16 protein-coding genes are annotated in these 17,670 nt (G+C 67.0%); 1 reads left to right on the top strand and 15 read right to left on the bottom strand.

Annotated features, from left to right (window positions below; genetic code table 11):
- Positions 1–34 precede the first annotated feature (34 nt).
- Both C8D03_RS14135 and rpsU read right to left on the bottom strand, forming a co-directional pair.
- Positions 35–844, bottom strand: coding sequence for a tetratricopeptide repeat protein (locus C8D03_RS14135; protein WP_108047004.1), 810 nt, complete (start codon positions 842–844; stop codon positions 35–37).
- 334 nt (positions 845–1,178) lie between these two features.
- Entirely contained in the window at positions 1,179–1,412 is a 234-nt protein-coding gene (gene rpsU, locus C8D03_RS14130; protein WP_054208533.1) for a 30S ribosomal protein S21, read from the bottom strand.
- Positions 1,413–1,540: 128 nt separating this feature from the next.
- Here rpsU and C8D03_RS14125 point away from each other — a divergent pair, with 128 nt between their 5' ends.
- On the top strand, positions 1,541–1,972 hold the full coding sequence (locus tag C8D03_RS14125) for a hypothetical protein (protein WP_108047002.1): 432 nt from the start codon (positions 1,541–1,543) through the stop codon (positions 1,970–1,972).
- 6 nt (positions 1,973–1,978) lie between these two features.
- Here C8D03_RS14125 and C8D03_RS14120 read toward each other — a convergent pair whose 3' ends face one another.
- The 13 genes from C8D03_RS14120 to C8D03_RS14060 form a co-directional block, all read right to left on the bottom strand.
- Entirely contained in the window at positions 1,979–3,094 is a 1,116-nt protein-coding gene (locus tag C8D03_RS14120; RefSeq protein ID WP_108047000.1) for a 5-(carboxyamino)imidazole ribonucleotide synthase, read from the bottom strand.
- Positions 3,091–3,591, bottom strand: a complete 501-nt coding sequence (purE, locus tag C8D03_RS14115; RefSeq protein WP_108046998.1) for a 5-(carboxyamino)imidazole ribonucleotide mutase — start codon at positions 3,589–3,591, stop codon at positions 3,091–3,093. The genes C8D03_RS14120 and purE overlap by 4 nt, the downstream gene beginning before the upstream one ends.
- Positions 3,592–3,702: 111 nt before the next feature.
- On the bottom strand, positions 3,703–5,070 hold the full coding sequence (locus C8D03_RS14110) for an ABC1 kinase family protein (protein WP_108046996.1): 1,368 nt from the start codon (positions 5,068–5,070) through the stop codon (positions 3,703–3,705).
- A 113-nt stretch (positions 5,071–5,183) separates the two neighbouring features.
- On the bottom strand, positions 5,184–6,458 hold the full coding sequence (locus C8D03_RS14105; RefSeq protein ID WP_108046987.1) for a TRAP transporter large permease: 1,275 nt from the start codon (positions 6,456–6,458) through the stop codon (positions 5,184–5,186).
- A gap of 11 nt (positions 6,459–6,469) precedes the next feature.
- Positions 6,470–7,075 (bottom strand): TRAP transporter small permease, encoded by a 606-nt coding sequence (locus C8D03_RS14100; protein ID WP_108046985.1) that lies wholly within the window; start codon positions 7,073–7,075, stop codon positions 6,470–6,472.
- Between the two features lie 137 nt (positions 7,076–7,212).
- Positions 7,213–8,211, bottom strand: coding sequence for a TRAP transporter substrate-binding protein (locus tag C8D03_RS14095; protein ID WP_108051643.1), 999 nt, complete (start codon positions 8,209–8,211; stop codon positions 7,213–7,215).
- 62 nt (positions 8,212–8,273) lie between these two features.
- On the bottom strand, positions 8,274–9,182 hold the full coding sequence (locus tag C8D03_RS14090) for an amidohydrolase family protein (protein WP_108046983.1): 909 nt from the start codon (positions 9,180–9,182) through the stop codon (positions 8,274–8,276).
- The gene (locus C8D03_RS14085) at positions 9,179–10,096 is read right to left on the bottom strand and encodes an NAD(P)-dependent oxidoreductase (protein ID WP_108046981.1); all 918 of its coding nucleotides are present in this window, start codon (positions 10,094–10,096) and stop codon (positions 9,179–9,181) included. Before C8D03_RS14085 ends, C8D03_RS14090 begins: the two co-directional genes overlap by 4 nt.
- Positions 10,097–10,362: 266 nt before the next feature.
- Positions 10,363–11,145: an enoyl-CoA hydratase gene (locus tag C8D03_RS14080; RefSeq protein WP_108046979.1), complete on the bottom strand. Its 783-nt coding sequence runs from the start codon at positions 11,143–11,145 to the stop codon at positions 10,363–10,365.
- Complete coding sequence (locus C8D03_RS14075) at positions 11,142–12,326, bottom strand: CaiB/BaiF CoA transferase family protein (RefSeq protein ID WP_108046977.1); 1,185 nt, start codon at positions 12,324–12,326, stop codon at positions 11,142–11,144. Before C8D03_RS14075 ends, C8D03_RS14080 begins: the two co-directional genes overlap by 4 nt.
- Positions 12,327–12,406: 80 nt before the next feature.
- Positions 12,407–15,388 carry an FAD-binding and (Fe-S)-binding domain-containing protein gene (locus C8D03_RS14070; protein ID WP_108046975.1) on the bottom strand — a complete coding sequence of 994 codons (2,982 nt, stop codon included), beginning with the start codon at positions 15,386–15,388 and terminating at the stop codon, positions 12,407–12,409.
- A 99-nt stretch (positions 15,389–15,487) separates the two neighbouring features.
- Complete coding sequence (locus tag C8D03_RS14065) at positions 15,488–17,014, bottom strand: tripartite tricarboxylate transporter permease (RefSeq protein ID WP_108046973.1); 1,527 nt, start codon at positions 17,012–17,014, stop codon at positions 15,488–15,490.
- A gap of 10 nt (positions 17,015–17,024) precedes the next feature.
- Positions 17,025–17,525 carry a tripartite tricarboxylate transporter TctB family protein gene (locus C8D03_RS14060; RefSeq protein ID WP_108046971.1) on the bottom strand — a complete coding sequence of 167 codons (501 nt, stop codon included), beginning with the start codon at positions 17,523–17,525 and terminating at the stop codon, positions 17,025–17,027.
- Positions 17,526–17,670 lie beyond the last annotated feature (145 nt).

Raw genomic sequence — 17,670 nt, 5'->3', positions numbered from 1 at the left:
GGGGTCGAACCCGCGCATCATGCCTGCGCCGTCCTCAGCTCCGGAACAGCCCGCCGCCGCCCATGCGCGCCTGTCCGGCACGGGCTGTCGCATTGTTGCCGTCGAGGCTCAGCGCGCGCTGGTAGCTCTCGGCGGCTTCCGATTTCTTGCCGAGCTTCTCATAGGCGAAGCCGCGGCCGGCCCAGGCATCGGCATTGCGGTTGTCGACATTGAGCGAGGCCGTGAAGTCCTCGAGCGCCGCATCGTACTTGCCGAGCGCGTTCAGGCTCTGGCCGCGCGCCGTGTAGGGCGGGGCATTGTAGGGGTTGCGGTCGATCACCGAGTCGAAATCGGTCACCGCATACTGGTGCTGGCCTTCCTTCTGGTAGACCAGCCCGCGCGCATGGAAGGCCTCGGCCGATTCCGGATTGAGGCGGATCGCGGTGTTCAAATCCCCCAGTGCCTGCTGGCTGTTGCCCTGGGCGCGCAGCAGGTTGGCGCGGGCGATATAGGCCGGCGCATAGTTCGGCGAAGCGGTGGTGGCGCGGTTGAAATCGGAAAGCGCCGCATCGGTCCGGCCGCTCTGGCGCAGCGCGAGGCCGCGATTCGTATAGGCCGAGGCGAGGTTGGGGTCGAGCTGGACCGCCTTGGTGAAATCGGCGATCGCATCGGAGAAACGGCCGACGCGCGCATAGGCGGCGCCGCGGGTGTTGTAGGCGCCGGGATCGTTGGGATTGCGGCTCACCACCTCCGAAAGCGAGCCGATATTGACGCTCGCATCGGCAGCCGAGGCCGTGTCGAGTTCCGCGACGGGCTGCCCTGTCATATTGGAAACGGTGTCACAGCCTGCCAGCACGAGGGCCATGCCCGCCGCCACCGCCCAGCTTTTCGGAGTCCAGCCTTTGCCGGTCCAGCGCTTGCTCCGCCAGTTCCTAACACCCATCATGCTTTGTCCCATCGGTCCGGTTCCGTGCCTCATCTGCCGCGCCGCTCCCTGCCGGATCGCCGCCGCATCACCGCGCTCCCCCAACCGACAGCGCCCCGGTGAAGAGAACGCCCGCTTTGTGCCAATAGTTGGTTAACGCGCCAAGAGTCGGTTAACGCTGCCGGAAAAGCAACAGCGCCCGGAGCGGGCTCCAGGCGCGGTCAGGCCTTCCATCGTCGACAGGCAGCGCGAGCGCTACCACAGCCGAGCAAAATCAGGGACGCTTCGGCTTCACCGGCGCCGGCAGCAGGCCTTCGCGCTGGAGCTTCTTGCGGTGCAGCTTGCGGGCGCGGCGAACGGCCTCGGCCTTTTCGCGGGCCTTTTTCTCGGAGGGCTTCTCGTAATGGCCGCGAAGCTTCATCTCGCGGAAAACGCCCTCGCGCTGCAGCTTCTTCTTGAGAGCGCGGAGAGCCTGGTCGACGTTGTTGTCGCGAACGAGAACCTGCACGTGATTGTCCGTCTTTAGCGGGTTGGTCTAAAAAGGTGGGCCGGCGACACTGCGATGCAGATCGCGCGAAGGATCGTGCGGATAACAGAAAAGCTTTCGGCTGTCCACGCCGGGAACCGGGAAAATCCATGCAGAATGCCGCGTCCGAGCAGCAAGGCGAATCCGAGCGCGAGCGCCGCATCATGCTGCTCGCCAGCGACCTTGCCCATCCCGCCTGGGAGCGGGTCGAACAGGCCTATGCCAGGGGCGCGCCCCTGGCCGAGGCGAAACAGGCCGTGCTCGACGAAGAGGTCGCCCGCCTGGTCCCCACGACCGAAGGCGCCGTGCTCGACCGTGTGGTGCAACTCGTCATGCAGACGCCCTCCTCCGGGCTCCGGCCGCTGGCGCGCCAGCGCCATCGGCGGGTCGTGCTGGAGCGGCTGATGGAGCCCTATCGTGCGAGCGGCGGCGCTCAGCCCGGGGCACTCGCCATGGTGCTGTACCGGAGGCTCGGGATCGTGCCCGGGCCGCTCAAGGCGTTCTGGCTGGCGCGGGGCGAGCGGTTGCGGCGCGTGCTCTGAGCCCGCTCAGGGCTGTTCGGAAACGACTCGCGTGACATGGCCCATCTTGCGGCCGGGGCGCGCCTCGCGCTTGCCGTAGAGATGCAGATGCGCGCCAGGTTCGGCCAGGAGCTCGCGCCAGCGCAGGGCCGCATCGCCGATCAGGTTCTCCATCTCGACCCGGCCGCGGCGCTGCGCCGAACCCAACGGAAAGCCGCAGACGGCCCGCACATGCTGGTGGAACTGCGAGGTCTGCGCGCCCTCGCTCGTCCAGTGCCCGGAGTTATGCACCCGCGGTGCGATCTCGTTGACGACGACGCTCTCGGTCGCCCCCTCCCCGACCACGAACATCTCGACCGCGAAGACGCCGACATAGCCGAGCGCCGCTCCGATCTTGCGCGCCGCCGCGATCGCCGTCGCCTCGGTCGCGGCCGAGACCTGCGCGGGAATCCGGGTGAAGGCGAGAATATGATCGCGATGCTCGTTCTCGCAGAGATCGAAAGCAGCGAAGCTGCCATCGGCCGCGCGCGCCGCGACGACGGAGACCTCGCGGGCAAAGGTCACGAAACCCTCCAGCACCGCCGGCGAACGGCCGATCGCCGCATGGGCCTCGGCCAGATCCATGCCGGGCAGAATCTTGATCTGGCCCTTGCCATCATAGCCGAAACGGCGCGTCTTCAGCACACTGGGTCGTCCGAGCGCGACAACCGCAGCTTCCAGATCGGCCAGCGAATCGACCGCGCGGAACGGCGCCACCGCAAGCCCTAGATCGGCGACGAAGCGCTTCTCGCTGAGCCGGTCCTGCGTCACCGCGAGCGCGCGCGCGCCGGGATGCAGCGGCTTGCGGGCGGCGAGGAATGCGGCCGTCGCGGCCGGCACGTTCTCGAACTCATAGGTGACGACGTCGACGGCCTCTGCGAAGCGCGCGAGCGCCGCCTCGTCCTCATAGGCCGCGACCGTCCGGGCGGTGGCGACGTCGAAGGCAGGGTTCTCGGTCTCCGGCGCAAAGATGTGGCTGGCGATGCCGAGATCGGCCGCCGCGAGCGCGATCATCCGGGCGAGCTGGCCGCCACCGAGGATGCCGAGCACGGCGCCGGGCGCCAAGCCCTCGAAACGCCCGCTCTCGAAAGCCGGCGTGCTCACGCGTCGTCCTTCACGGGGCGCTCAGTGATGGCGCCGCTCTGGCGGGCGCGATAGGCATCGAGACGCTCCGCCAGCGCCTCGTCGGAGAGCGCCAGCACGGCCGCCGCGAGCAGGGCTGCGTTAACCGCCCCGGCCCGGCCGATGGCGAGCGTGCCGACGGGAATGCCGGCCGGCATCTGAACGATCGAGAGCAGGCTGTCCTGGCCCGACAGAGCCTTGGACTCGACCGGCACGCCGAAGACCGGCAGCGGCGTCAGCGAGGCGGTCATGCCGGGCAGATGCGCCGCGCCGCCGGCGCCCGCGATCACCACCTTGAAGCCCGCGGCCTTGGCGCCGGTCGCGAATTCGACCATGCGCTGCGGCGTGCGGTGAGCGGAGACGATGCGGTCGTCATGACTGATCCCGAGCGCATCGAGCGTCTCGGCGGCATGGCGCATCGTCGCCCAATCGGACTGGCTGCCCATGATGATGGCGACGGGCGAAGATGTGGAGGCCATGGCGGGGAGCGCTTCCGGAACGCTGGAGAGGAAGCGCGCGATCTAGACTGCTCGATGCCGCCGAAGCAAGCGCCGAATCAGGCCGGAGGCTTCCAAACCACGGGAAAGGCCTCAGCTTGTCGCGACGAGCCCGGCACGCGCCAGCGCCGAGGCCTGGTCCGCCGCCACGGTCTCGACCGAGAAGCCTTCGATCTCGGCCTCGAACAGGCGGTGGAAGTTCAGCTCCGCATCGAGATGCAGGAAAACGCCGCCGAGCCCGATCGCAGCACGGTCCATGAAGACGAATTCGCGCGGCACCCTCACAGGGCCCCGCTTCTTCAGCGCCTGATGCACCTCGAAGGCCTGGCGGCGGCCATATTCGGCCGGGCTCACGCCCTCGGCGATGCGGCGCGTCCGGTCCTCCAGCAGCGGCCCGTAGATGAAGCGCGCCCAGATGTTCAGCGTATCGACCAGATCCTTGGTCAGGCCCTTGAAGCCCCAGGTCTCATAGGCATGGACGACGCGGCGCTCATCGCCCCCCAGCAGGCCGCGATAGAGATCGACCACACCCCCGACGAAGGAGGGCGGAAAGATGCGGATGCAGCCATAGTCGAGCAGGTTGATGCCTTGCGCAGCGCCGCCCTCCGAAAAGACGGTGTAGTTGCCCAGATGCGGGTCGCCATGGATGACGCCGTGATGGCTGAAGGGCCGCCACCACGCCTTGAACATCGCCGTCGAGATGCGGTCGCGCACCTGTTGGTCGTCCTGCTTGTGGCTCAGGATGCCGTCGCCCTCGAGCCAGCGCATGGTCAGGAGCCGCCGTGTCGAGAGCGAGGCCTCCAGCGCCGGCACGCGCACCTCTGGCGTCTGCGCCAGCATCTCCCGGTAGAGCGCGATATGCTTGCCCTCGCGCTGGTAGTCGAGCTCCTCGCGCACCCGCGCACCGATCTCCTTGGCGATCTCGGTGGTGTCGATGATCGGGTCCATGCGCCGGTGCAGCGCGAACAGGATGTCGAGCTGCGCAATGTCCGCCTCGACCGCCGATTCCATGTCGGGATATTGCAGCTTGCAGGCCAGCGCCGCGCCCTCGAGCGTGGTCGCGCGATGCACCTGGCCAAGCGAGGCCGCCGCCGCCGGCTTCAGGTCGAATTCGCCGAAGCGCTCGCGCCAGTGCGGGCCAAGCTCCGCCATCATCCGGCGCTTGACGAAGGCGGCCCCCATCGGCGGCGCCTGCGATTGCAGCTTCTGAAGTTCGGCGGCGTATTCCGGTGGCACCACATCGGGAATGGTGGCGACGAGCTGCGCCACCTTCATGATCGGCCCCTTCAGGCCGCCCAGCGCCTTGGCCAGCGCCTCGGCATTGGAGGCGTTGCGCCCGTCGAGCCCGAACAGCCGCGTGCCGGCGATCCGCGCCGCGACCCCGCCGACATTGGCCCCGACGCGGGCATAGCGCGCCGCGCGGGCGGAAAAGCGATTGGCTTCGGAGTCGCGTTCGGACATGGGGCTCGGCGCTCTCGGGGCAGGCTCCCCTATGTAGGATGCGACGCGCCGCAGACCAATGCGGCGCGCCGTCCTATCGAAGCGTCATCTCCGCGACGGACCGCCTTCCCCGCTCAGCGCAGCATCTTCGGCAGCCAGAGCGTCAGCTCCGGCCACAGCGTGATGATCGCCAGCGACCCGAACAACGGGATGTAGAACGGCATCACCGCCTTCAGCACGGCCGGCATCGAGGTCTTGGCAATGTCTGAGAGCAGGAACAGCGCCAGCCCCATCGGCGGCGTCAGCAGGCCGATCATCAGGTTGAAGACGAAAATGATGCCGAGATGCACTGGATCGACGCCCGCCAGGACCAGCGGCGCCGAGACCAGCGGCGCGACCAGCAGCGTCGCGGTGGTGCTGTCGAGGAACATGCCGACGATCAGCAGCAGCACGTTGACGATCAGCAGCAGCATCAGCGGGTCGGTCGAGATCGACAGCAGGCTGCGCGTGAAGGTCTGCGGCAATTGTTCGACGGTCAGGATCCAGCCGAACAGCGCCGCAGCCGAGACGATGACCAGAACTGCCGACGTCGTCTTCACCGTATCGAACAGGGCAAAGCGCAGCCTGGCCCAGCTGATGCCGCCATAGAAGACGACGGCGATCAGCAGGATATAGGCGACGGTGAGCGAGGCGGCCTCGGTCGGCGTGAAATAGCCGCCCAGCATGCCGCCGACGAGCAGGACCGGCGTCATCAGCGCGGGCGCCGCCGGCCAGAACGTGCTCCAGAGTTCGTGGAAGGTCGGCCAGCGCTTGGAGCGCGGATGATTGTGCCGCTTCGCCAGCCAGCCCACCGTCAGCATCAGGAAGGCGACATAGAGCAGGGCCGGCATGATGCCCGCGACCAGCAATTGCACGATCGAGACACTGGTCACCGAACCGTAGATGATGAGCGGAATGGAAGGCGGAAAGATCGGCCCGACGACAGCAGAAGCGCCCGTAATCGCTGCCGAATAGGCCCGGGTGAACCCTGCCCGCACCATCGCCCGGATCTCGATGCGGCCGAGACCGCCGATATCGGCCAGCGCCGCCCCCGACGTGCCGGAGAACACCAGCGAACCGATGACATTGACCTGCGCCAGCCCGCCTGGGACCCGGCCGCCGAGCGTATGGGCGAAGTGGTAGATATTGCTGGTGATGCCGCTCTGGTTCATCAGGCTGCCGACGAAGATGAACACCGGCACCGCCACGAGCGGGAAGGAATCCAGCGCATAGGTCATGCGCTGCGCCACCAGCTCGATCGGGAAGCCCGCCAGGAGGATGTAGAGCAGAGCCGGCACCGCGATCGCGACCACGACCGGAAAACCGAAGATGAAGAGCGCCACGAAGGCGAGGATGATGGTCACGGACATCGTTTCGCGCCTCAACCCTTCATTTCGTCAGGCAGATCGAGCTCTTCCTCGGGCTCGTGCTCCTGCGGAAAGGTGATGTAGAGCGGCTTGCCCTGGATGACCTTGACGGTCTGGATCCCGCATTCGAGCGTGGTCATCGTGAAGCTGACGAAGGCCGCGCCGAGGAAGACCCAGTAGGGAATGCCGAGCGTCGGCGTCGAATTGTCGAGATTGCCGCCGATCGCGACGAAGCTCGCGACAGCGATCGCGGCGAAGGTGGCCGTTGCCGTGACGGCGCCCATGACCTTGGCGACGCGCACGACGCCGGCCGGGAACATCGCGACGATCTCCTCCATCCGGATATTGGCACCGGCGGAAACGACATAGGGCAGCGCCAGGAAGACCGAGCAGATCAGCATGAAGCGCGCCAGTTCCTCCACGCCGATGATCGGCATGGCGAAGATCTCGCGCGAAACCACCTGGATGAAAGGCAGCGACACCATGGCGATCAGCATCGCCAGGCTGCCCCAGCGAAAGACCCAGCGAACCGGCTCGACCGCGCGATCGATCGCATAGGTGCGGCTGTCCACCGCAGCCACGGCGACGGGAGCGTCGAAGACGATATCAGAGGTTTGCAAGAGCGGGCCTCGTCGGCAGGGCGAAGGGTCGGGCTGGAAAAGAAAGGCCGGGGCCCAGAACCGGATCTGGTCAGGTTGAATCGACCTGATCAGTGAATCCGTCTCTGAATTTTAAGAGAGGTGCCCCGGCCGTCGTCTCACTTCACTGCGGCGATGCGCTGGGTGATCGGGCCCCAGCTCGGGAAGTCGGCATTGATTTGGGCGCCCACCGACTTGCGGAACTCGTCAACCTTGAGTCCGTCCTTTTCGGTGATGAAGATCATGCCCTTCTTCTTGAGCTCATCGATCAGTTGCACCTCGGCTGCCATGCCGAGCTTCAACGTCTCCTCGCCAACCTCGGCTGCGACCTCGGCCACGATCGCGCGATCCTTCTCGGGGATCGACTGCCAGGTCCGCTCGTTGATGAACACCGGCAGCACGTTCTGCATGTGCCCGGTCAGCATGGCGTGGGTCTGCACCTCGTAGAGCTTGTTGGCGTTGATCATGGTCAGGGGGTTTTCCTGGCCGATCACCATGCCGGTCATCAGCGCCGTCGGCAGTTCGGCTACCTCCACCGGCGTCGGCACCGCCCCCATGCCCTTGATCATCGACGTCCAGAGCTGCAGCGGCACGCCACGGAAGCGCTTGTCCTTGAGATCCGCCGGGGAATAGACCGCCATTTTCGCGGTCATCTGGCGCGCGCCGCGATAGAGCCGGCCGATGATGCGGACATTCGTCTGTTTGACCAGCTTGTCCGACATCTCCTTCATGACTTCGGATTTGTCCGGGTCGGTCGCGGCCATCGCATGGGTGCCGTCGCGATAGATGAAGGGCGCCGCAAAGGACGCGATATCCGGCATCAGCCGCGACAGCGAGGCGAATTCGTGATGCGCCAGCGGGATCGCGCCGCTGCGCACGCCATCGACCGTTTCCTGTGCGCCGCCGAGCTGCGAATTCGGGAAGACCTGCACCTTGACCCGGCCATCGGTACGCTTCTCGACGCGCTTGGCGAACTCGTCGGCATACCAGTACTGGATATCGCCTTCCGATCCGACATGGGCGTAGCGGATCGTCATCTGCGCCGCGGCCGGAGCGACAAAACCGATCGACAGCGCAAACAGCGCCGCGACACCCTTCAATGCCCGCCTCTTGTCCATGGTCTCCTCCATCATTGGTTCTCTCCCTGTTTTTTTATGGTGAGCCTTGTCTGTCCGGCGGCTCACATCCGGTAGATTCGCTCCGCATTTCCGTGGAAAAGCTGGTCCCTCTCGCTCTCCGAGAAAGCCGCCGTCGCCGCGAGGAAGCCCGAGAAGATCGTGTCGAAATCGCCGACGAGGCTGTCGACCGGAAAGTTGCTCGCAAACATCGCCCGGTCCTTGCCGAAGATGGCGATGGCATCGCGGATGACAGGGCCGTTGGCGGCAACGGTCCAGGGCTCGCCGGGCAGGCCGATGCCGGAAATCTTGATCGCGACATTTGGCTCGCTCGCCGCCCTCTCCAGGGCTCTTCGCCAGGCGGCGAGCGCCTCGGGACTGCGATCCGCCGGCAAGCCGGTGTGATTGATGATGAGCTGCGTTGCCGGAAAATCCTTCGCCAGATCGGCCGCGGCATCGAGATGCCACCACGGCGTCTGCAAATCGTAGGACAGGCCGTGCCGCTCCAGCAGCGCATAGCCGTCGCGCCAGACGGGATCGTCCATCGAGCCGGCAGCACCACGCTTCGCCTCGTCCGGCGTTCCTGCCGCGGTGGGCTTGTGGCGGACGCCGCGGACGATCGGCACGGAGGCGTGCGAGGCGAGCAGCGCAGCCGCTTCCGGCGCCGCGAAATCGCACCAGGCGACGACGACCGAGGGCAACCCCTCGGCCTTCGACACCGCCGCGACCCAGCGGCTCTCCTCGGCAGCCTTCTCCCGAGCCCATTCGGCTTCGACATAGACGGACGCCACGACCGGCCAGCCCGCCATGTCCGCGCGATAGTCTGCGGGCATGTAGTCGCGGCAGATCGCCAAGTAGTCGCCATAGCGGAAGAATACGCGCTTCTTCTTCAGCCAGGGCAGGTCGTTGGCAAGGTCCCAGACATGGTGATGCGCATCGATCACCGCCCTCGGGCGCGGCGGCAGGGTGCTCATGACCGCGCCTTGCCGCGCGTTGTGGCATCGTGCTCGTAAAGCCTGACGACGGCCGCGGAATCCGACATCTCATGGCCGAGCGCGACGTAATCCTTGTAACGCTGCACGCCCTGCTCGATCACCCTGAGATCGAGCCCGAGGCCTTGGGCGAAAGCCGACACCGCCTTCAAATCCTTCAGCAATTGCCGCGCATAGCTCGAAGGCGGATCAAAGGCCCGCTGCTGCATCTGCGGATAGAGCCGCTGCAGCAGGCTGCTGTCGGCATGCCCGCCGGCTAGGCATTGCGGCAGGCGGGCGGCGTCGATGCCGGCGGCCTCGGCCAGCATCAGCGCCTCCGCCATCACGACATAGCCCGTGCCGACGATCGCCTGGTTGATGATCTTCGTGGTCTGCCCGGCACCGACCGGACCCATCAGGGTGAGGTTGCCCGACATCTGCGCGAGGATCGGCTGCGCTGCGTCGAAATCGGCCTGCAAGCCCCCGGCCATCACGGTCATGCCGCCGGTGCGGGCAAGCTGCGGCCCGCCCGAGACCGGCGCGTCGACCCAGCCTGCGCCCGTGAGCGCCTTCAGCTTCGCGGCGACCTCGCGCGTGCCTTCGGGATCGGCCGTCGAGAAATCGATCACGAGGGCCGGGCCGGCACCGGCCGCGGCCACGCCGTCATCGGCGAGGATGCAGCGCTCCACGGCCGCCATATGCAGCACGCAGAGCATGACGATGTCGCTCGCTGCAGCGACGGCGGCCGGCGATGCCGCCGCAACCGCGCCATGGGGAACCACGGTCCCCAGCCGCTCCGGCTCCAGATTCCAGACCGTGACCGGGAAGCCGAGATCGAGCAGCCGGCGCACCATCGCCTCGCCCATGATGCCGATGCCGATGAAGCCGATGCGGGGGCGATGGGCGGCGCCGCTCATGCCGCAGCTCCATCGGTCACCATCGACGAGCAGCGCGTCAGGCAGGCGTCAGCCAGCCGCTCTCGTCCTTGCAGACAAGCCATCTCGGTTCTCTCCCTGATCGCAAGCGGCTCGTTGGGGGTGGCCGCCCATCTTTATTCTGTATGCAGTATGCCTGACGGCAAATGTCAGTCAAACCCCCTCGCCATGCATTGCGTCAGTTTTATCGAAGGCTGATTGCAACGCCGCCTGCCGGACGCGGCTTGCAGCCGCCGGCCTGAGCAGCCTCAGGAGCCCGTCCAGTCGGGCACGGCCTTGGTCTTGGCGAGGAAGTCCCTGACGCCACGCCGGAAATCCTCGCTGCCATAGACCTGCGCGATGGTCGCCTCGTCATCCGGCAGGCTGGCGAGCCGCAACTCGCGCAGGATCGTCTTGGTGGCGCGCGTCGTCAGCGGGGCATTCTCCGCAGCGCGGCGGCACAAGGCCTCGATCTCGGCATCCATCGCCTCCCGCTCCACGACACGCAGCAGGAAGCCGCAGGCCAGGAGTTCGGGTGCCGTGACGATCTCGCCGAGCAGCACCATGCGTCTGGCGATCTGGACACCGACCGCCCCGCCGATCCGCGCCAGACTCTGCGCCGACAGGCAGTTGCCGAGGGTCCGGCCGATCGGCGAGCCGAAGCGCGCATCGGGCGTGGCGATACGAAAATCGCAGGCCGAGGCAATGTTGAGCCCGCCGCCGATTGCCCAGCCGTCGATCACCGCGATGGTGGTGACCGGGATCTCGTCGATCGCCCGCATGCAGGCATCACCATTGCGCTCATAGGCGACGCCGTCGGCACCCGAGGTGAATTTCGCGAAGCCGGAGATGTCGGTCCCCGAGACGAAGGCCTTGCCGCCCGCCCCCCGGAACACCGCGACACGGATGGACGGATCGTCGGCGATGGCACGCGCCGCATCGCGCAGGTCGAGCCACATCTGGCTCGTCAGCGCGTTATGGGCGGCGGGGTTGTCGATCACGACATGCGCGACCCGATCCCGCTTCTCGAGGATGATGCCCGGCCCGCTCACGCGACCGACTCCGTCTCGGGCGCCAGCAGCCCCATCTCCACCAGTTCCCTGCGGATGTCGGCGCCATGCTCGTCGAGCAGGGGCGGCGGCAGGCGCATCTGCTGCGGCGTGCCGCTGAGCTTGACCGGGAAGCCCAGCGCCTTGAATTCGCCCTCGACCGGATGCGGCACCATCTGCACCATCTCGCGCGCCACCGCCTGCTCGCTGACGACAGCCTCGGCATAGTCGAGGATCGGGGCCGCCGGGACGCCGGCGCCCAGCAGGCCGTCGATCCACTCCTGCCTGGTACCGCCGGCGAAGGTCGGCGCCATCGCCTCGATCAGGGCAATGCGGTTGGCGATGCGGGCGGCATTGGTCGCGAAGCGTTCGTCCTGCTGCAGATCCTCGCGGCCGAGCACCGTGAGCAGCTTCAGCCAGAGGCCCTGATTGGCGGCACCGATGACGAACCAGCCATCCGAGGCTTCGACCGCCTGATAAGGCGCCGACATCCGGTTGGCCGAGCCGATGGGCGCCGGCGCCTTGCCCGTGCCCCAGAGTTCCGTCGTCTCCCATACCGAAAGCGCCAGCGCCGCCTCGAACAGCGAGGCATCGACATACTGGCCCTCGCCGGAACTCTGGCGGCCGATCACGGCGCTCAGCACCGCATAGGCCGTAAACAGTCCCGCGCCGAGATCGGCGACCGGAATCGAGTTCTTCGCCGGCTCCATGCCGGGCAGGCCGTTCGAGCTGAGCACGCCCGAAACCGCCTGCGCGATCAGGTCGAAACCCGGACGCTGCGACCACGGACCGGTCTGGCCGAACCCGGAAATGCTGGCATAGATCAGCCGCGGATTGATCGCTTTCAGCGTCTCGTAGTCCATCCCCAGACGACCGGCGACGCCCGGACGCGCATTCTCGATCAGGACATCGGCCGTCTTGACCAGCGCATAGAGCACCTCACGGTCAGCCGGTGTCTTCAGATCGAGCGCGATGCTGCGCTTGTTGCGGTTCAGCGCCAGGAAGCCCGGGCTGTCGACACCCTTGAGCCGAAAGCCCATCGACTGCCGAGTCGAGTCACCCGTTCCCGGCGGCTCGATCTTGATCACGTCCGCGCCCATATCGGCCAGCAGCATGCAGCAGAACGGCCCGGCCATGACCTGTGAAATGTCGAGCACCCTGATGCCGGCAAGTGGCAATGCCATGGTTCGTATCCTCCTTGATCGGGTCGGTTGCAGGAGTTGATCGCCCTGCCCCGCCTCTTTGATGTCCGTCGCGGCCGTCTTCACGATCCGGCGCGATCATCCCGCGCCGGATCGTCCGGCGCCATGTCCTCCGGCGCGGGAGCATCATGCGCGAGCGCCATGTCGAGCACGCGCACGACATGCAGCGCCTCGCGCCCGGTGCCGTCATGGATCTGGTGGCGACAGCTCGTGCCATCGGCGACGATCAGCTCGGCGCGGCCTGCCTTGCGCACCGCTGGCAGCAGCGATAGCTCCGCCATGGCGAGCGACACGTCCATCGTTTCGGCGCCATAACCGAAGGCACCCGACATGCCGCAGCAGCTCGTCTCGATCGGGCGGACATCAAGGCCGGGAATCGCGCGCAGCGTCGCTTCGACGGCTCCCATCGCGGCGAAAGCCTTCTGGTGGCAATGCCCATGCAGATGGGCGACGCGCGCACCCTGGTCCCTGAACAGCAGATGGGTCGAACCCGCCTTGAGATCGGCCGCCAGCACCTCCTCCAATAGGAAGGCAGCGGCGGCGACCGGCGCGACCTCGGCCCTGGGCAGGATCGCGGAGAATTCGTCGCGGAAGGTCAGCAGGCAGGACGGCTCCAGCCCGACGATGCGCGCGCCTCTCGCGACATAAGGAGCGAGCGTGTCGAGCGTGCGCCTTGCCTCCTTGCGCGCCTCGTCGACCAGCCCGGCAGACAGGAAGGTGCGCCCGCAGCAGAGCGGCCGGCCGCCATCGCGGGGCTCGACCCGGTGCAGCCGATAGCCGCCCGCCGCCAGCACGCGCTCGGCGGCTTCAAGATTCTCGCGCTCGTAATAGCGGTTGAAGGTGTCGCCGAAGAGCACGATGTCGCGCCCGTCGCCGACCACGTTGCCGGGCGTCGCGGCCTGTCCGCCCTGCGCCCACGGCTTGCGCCAGACCGGCAGCGAGCGCCTTGTGCTGAAGCCGAGCCAGCGCTCGCTGAGCTTAGCCAGCAGCGGAACGCGGTCGCGCAGGTTCATCAGGGCTGAGAGCTTCGCCGCCCAGGGCGCATAGCGCGGCAGCCAGGCGATCAGCCGCTCCTTCAGCGGCAGGCCGTGCTTCGCATGGTAGTGGCTCAGGAATTCGATCTTCATCCGGGCCATGTCGACGCCGGTCGGGCAATCGCGCTTGCAGCCCTTGCAGGAGACGCAGAGATCGAGCGTCTGCTTCATCTCCGGGGAGGTGAAGGCGTCCGGACCGAGCTGGCCGGAGATCGCGAGCCTCAGGCTGTTCGCCCGCCCGCGCGTGACATGCGTCTCGTCCTGCGTGGCGCGATAGGACGGGCACATCGTCCCGCCGGACATCTTCCGGCAGGCGCCGTTGTTGTTGCACATCTCGACCGCGCCGCCGAGGCCGCCCCAGTCGGACCAGTCCAGCGCGGTCTCGGCCGGTACAGGCGTTGCGTAGCCCGGCGCGAAGCGCATCAGGCCGCGATCGTCCATGCGATAGGGCCGCACGACCTTGCCGGGGTTCAGCCGGTTGCCGGGGTCGAAGCCATCCTTGACCGCCTCGAAGGCGCGGGTCAGCGCGCCACCGAACATCGGCTCGACGAATTCCGAACGCGAGATACCGTCGCCATGCTCGCCGGAGAACGAGCCCTTGAAGCGGCGCACCAGCTCGCAGGCTTCCTCCGCGATGCCGCGCATCGCCCTGACTCCGGCCTCGTCCTTCATGTTCAGGATCGGGCGCACATGCAGGCAGCCGACCGAGGCATGCGCATACCAGGTCCCGCGCGTGCCATGGCGTGCGAACAGCGCGGTGACCGCGTCGGTATAGTCGGCGAGATGGTCGAGCGGGACGGCGCAATCCTCGATGAAGGAGACCGGCTTCCCGTCCCCCTTCATCGACATCATGATGTTGAGGCAGGCCTCGCGCACCTCCCAGACCGGCTTCTGCCGGGCCGGCTCGACCACCTCGACGACCGCATCCGGAAAGCCGTGATCGGCCATGCACTGGTCGAGGCGCCGGAGGTCATGCTTCAGCGCACTGAGATCGTCGCCGGCGAACTCGACCAGCAACAGGCAGTTCGGCTGACCGCGCGTGATGTCGGCAAGCGTGCGCACGAAGAGAGGGATGTCGGCGCCGAGCACCAGCACATTGTTGTCGACCAGTTCGACAGCGACCGGCCCGAGCGCCACGATGGCTTTCGTCGTCTCCATCGCCGCTCGGAAGCTCGGGAAATGGCAGACCCCCATCACGCGATGGGTGGGCAGGGCCGAGAGCTTCAGCGTCGTCTCGGTGGTGATAGCCAGCGTGCCTTCGGAACCGACGAGCAGATGCGAGAGATTGGGCCGCGCCGGCAGAAGCTCGTCGAGATTATAGCCGCCGACGCGGCGCTGCACCTTCGGGAAGATCGCCTCAATCCCATCGCGGTGACGGTCGGCGAGCGCGATCATCCGCGTCATCAGATCGCGCGCACGCGCAGACTGGTTGTCGCCGACAGCTCCCTCGCCCAGCGCAAAGGCCTCGCCGTCATGGAACATCGCCTTCATCGCGACGACGTTGTCGACCATCTTGCCGTAGCGCAGCGAGCGCGCGCCCGACGAATTGTTGCCAGCCATGCCGCCGATGGTACAGCGGCTTGCCGTCGAGGGTTCGACGGGAAAGAACAGCCCGTCCTTCTTAACCTGCGCGTTCAGCGCCTCCAGCACGAGGCCGGGCGCGACCGACACCGTCCGCGCGACCGGGTCATAGGCCCGGATGCCATTGAAATGCCGGCTCATGTCGAGGATCAGCGCATCGCCGATCGGCTGGCCGTTCTGCGAGGTGCCGCCGCCGCGGGCGATCACCGGCACGCCATGCTCGGCAGCAATCGTCAGGGCTGCGGCGATGTCGGCCTCGGATTTCGGGAAGACCACGCCCTGCGGGATGATCTGGTAGATCGAGGCATCGGTGGCATAGCGCCCACGCGTGAAGGCGTCGAAGCGGACCTCGCCTTCCAGTGCCTGTGTCAGGCGGCGTTCGAGACCGAGATGGCGGGCATGAATTCGCGACGTCGCGGCTTGGTTCATTTTACAGGCCTATCCACATCCGCGTCGTCATCCCGGACAAGCAGCGAAGCGGCGCCGATCCGGGATGACGGCGCGGATGATCGCTGGTTCATCGTCTCGTCATTCCGCCGCCGCAGGCTTCTCATCCGCCCGCCCCCGGCCGCGCGCCGCGCCGATCACGTCGGAGACCGGCCCCCAGAGCAGCAGCAGCATCGCCAGCACGACGAGCGTACCGACAAGCCCGTTCGCCCAGAACACGTTGAGCGAGCCGGCCGAGCCGAGCAACGCCTGCCGGAACGCATCCTCGGCCCGATCGCCGAGCACCAGCGCCAGCACCAGCGGCGCGAGCGGGTAGTCGAGCTTCTTGAAGACATAGCCGACGATGCCGAACAGCAGCATCAGCCAGATGTCGAAGATCGAGTTCGAGATCGTGTAAGCGCCGATGGCGCAGACAATCAGGATCACCGGCGCGACATAGGAGAAGGGCACCCGCATGATCGCCGCGAACAGCGGCACGGTCGCGAGCACGATGACGAGCCCCGCGATATTGCCGAGATACATCGAGGCGATCAGCCCCCAAACGAACTCCTTCTGCTCGATGAAGAGCAGCGGGCCCGGCTGCAGCCCCCAGACCAGAAGACCGCCGAGCAGCACGGCGGCCGTCGCCGAACCCGGAATGCCGAGCGCCAGCATCGGCAGCAGGGCGGCGGTGCCCGCCGCATGCGCCGCCGTCTCGGGCGCCAGCACGCCCTCGATCTCGCCCTTGCCGAAATTCTTGCCCCGCTTCGAGAAGCGCTTGGCGAGGCCATAGCCCATGAAGGAGGCCGCGATCGCGCCGCCCGGCGTCACGCCCATCCACATCCCGACGGCAGCCGAGCGCAGCAGCGTCGCCCAGTAGCGTGGCAGCCCGACCCAGGTCCGCAGCACCACCTTGAGGTCGATCTTCGCCTGTTTGCCCTTGAAGACCAGCCCCTCCTCGACCGTCAGCAGAATCTCGCTGACGCCGAACAGCCCAATCACGACGATCAGGAAGTCGAAGCCGCGCATCAACTCGAGCGAACCGAAGGTCATCCGCAGATCGCCCGAGATCGAGTCGAGCCCCACCGCCGCGAGTAGGAAGCCGATGCACAGCGAGGCCAGGATCTTCGAGCGGTTATCCCGGCCCATGCCGATGAAGGAGCAGAAGGTCAAAAGGAAGACGGCGAAGAATTCCGCCGGCCCGAAACGCAGCGCGAAGGAGGCGACGAGCGGCGCCACGAAGGTGATCAGGATGACGCCGGAGATCGCGCCGATGAAGGAGGCGGTGAAGGCCGCCGTCAGCGCCTCGGCCGCGCGACCCTGCACCGCCATCGGGTAACCGTCGAAGGTCGTCGCCACCGACCAGGCCTCGCCGGGGATGTTGAACAGGATCGAGGTGATCGCGCCGCCAAACAGCGCCCCCCAATAGATCGAGGACAACAGGATGATCGCCGAGGTCGGGTCCATGCCGAAGGTGAGCGGCAGCAGGATCGCGACGCCGTTGGGCCCGCCCAGGCCCGGCAGCACGCCGACGATGATGCCGAGCACGACGCCGATCGCCATGAAACCGATGTTCTGCCAGGACAGCGCGACCTGGAAACCGGCCATCAGCGAGGAAAAATCATCCATCAGCGGGACCTTAGTAGCCGAGCGCGGCCTCGAGCGGACCTTTGGGAAGCGGCACGCGGAACTGGATTTCGAAGACCCAGAAGCAGACCACCGGCACGAGCACGGCGGTCAGCCCGATCGCATACCAGCGCGAGGTCGCGACGATGGCCATGAACACCACGATGAAAACGGCCGCGGCGACATAGAGCCCCAGCGGCTGGATCAGCGCCACAAACAGGAAGAGCGGCCCGAGCACGCGCACGACCTGCCCGAGTTGAGCATAACTGACGAAGATGCCGTCCACGGGAGAGCGGAAGGACTGCACCAGGATGAACAGCGAGGCGGCCAGGAAGATCCAGCCGACGCGGGCGGGGAAGAAGCCGTTCTGCGGGCCATTGTCCCAGCCGGCGCCACGCCCGTAGGAATCGTAGAGCACGACGAGCGCGAGCCCGATCAGGATCGTCGCGACGATGCGCTCGACCGGGCGGCGGGAGAGGCCAGGCTGCGTTTCGGATTCGGAGGGTAACGTCATTCATCGTCCCCGCATCGTCATCCCGGACAAGCCGCGCAGCGGCGCTGATCCGGGATCCATTCCTGAGCCGTTCCGGAATGGATCCCGGCTCTCCGCTTCGCTCCGGCCGGGATGACCCCGCGCCTTGCAAGGCCAAAGCCTCGCT

Source organism: Bosea sp. 124 (genome assembly GCF_003046175.1).
In the GTDB taxonomy this organism is placed as follows: domain Bacteria; phylum Pseudomonadota; class Alphaproteobacteria; order Rhizobiales; family Beijerinckiaceae; genus Allobosea.
Note: the sequence above shows the minus strand (reverse complement) of the source record. Positions and strands in the feature narration are given on the sequence as shown.

Excerpts from the sequence above, each read along its gene's own strand:
- C8D03_RS14070 (WP_108046975.1), bottom strand. The coding sequence starts at position 15,388 with ATGAACCAAGCCGCGACGTCGCGAATTCATGCCCGCCATCTCGGTCTC.
- C8D03_RS14135 (WP_108047004.1), bottom strand. The coding sequence starts at position 844 with ATGGCCCTCGTGCTGGCAGGCTGTGACACCGTTTCCAATATGACAGGG.
- C8D03_RS14060 (WP_108046971.1), bottom strand. The coding sequence starts at position 17,525 with ATGACGTTACCCTCCGAATCCGAAACGCAGCCTGGCCTCTCCCGCCGC.
- C8D03_RS14125 (WP_108047002.1), top strand. The coding sequence starts at position 1,541 with ATGCAGAATGCCGCGTCCGAGCAGCAAGGCGAATCCGAGCGCGAGCGC.
- C8D03_RS14065 (WP_108046973.1), bottom strand. The coding sequence starts at position 17,014 with ATGGATGATTTTTCCTCGCTGATGGCCGGTTTCCAGGTCGCGCTGTCC.
- C8D03_RS14075 (WP_108046977.1), bottom strand. The coding sequence starts at position 12,326 with ATGGCATTGCCACTTGCCGGCATCAGGGTGCTCGACATTTCACAGGTC.
- C8D03_RS14090 (WP_108046983.1), bottom strand. The coding sequence starts at position 9,182 with ATGAGCACCCTGCCGCCGCGCCCGAGGGCGGTGATCGATGCGCATCAC.
- C8D03_RS14110 (WP_108046996.1), bottom strand. The coding sequence starts at position 5,070 with ATGTCCGAACGCGACTCCGAAGCCAATCGCTTTTCCGCCCGCGCGGCG.
- C8D03_RS14105 (WP_108046987.1), bottom strand. The coding sequence starts at position 6,458 with ATGTCCGTGACCATCATCCTCGCCTTCGTGGCGCTCTTCATCTTCGGT.
- purE (WP_108046998.1), bottom strand. The coding sequence starts at position 3,591 with ATGGCCTCCACATCTTCGCCCGTCGCCATCATCATGGGCAGCCAGTCC.
- C8D03_RS14095 (WP_108051643.1), bottom strand. The coding sequence starts at position 8,211 with ATGGACAAGAGGCGGGCATTGAAGGGTGTCGCGGCGCTGTTTGCGCTG.
- C8D03_RS14085 (WP_108046981.1), bottom strand. The coding sequence starts at position 10,096 with ATGAGCGGCGCCGCCCATCGCCCCCGCATCGGCTTCATCGGCATCGGC.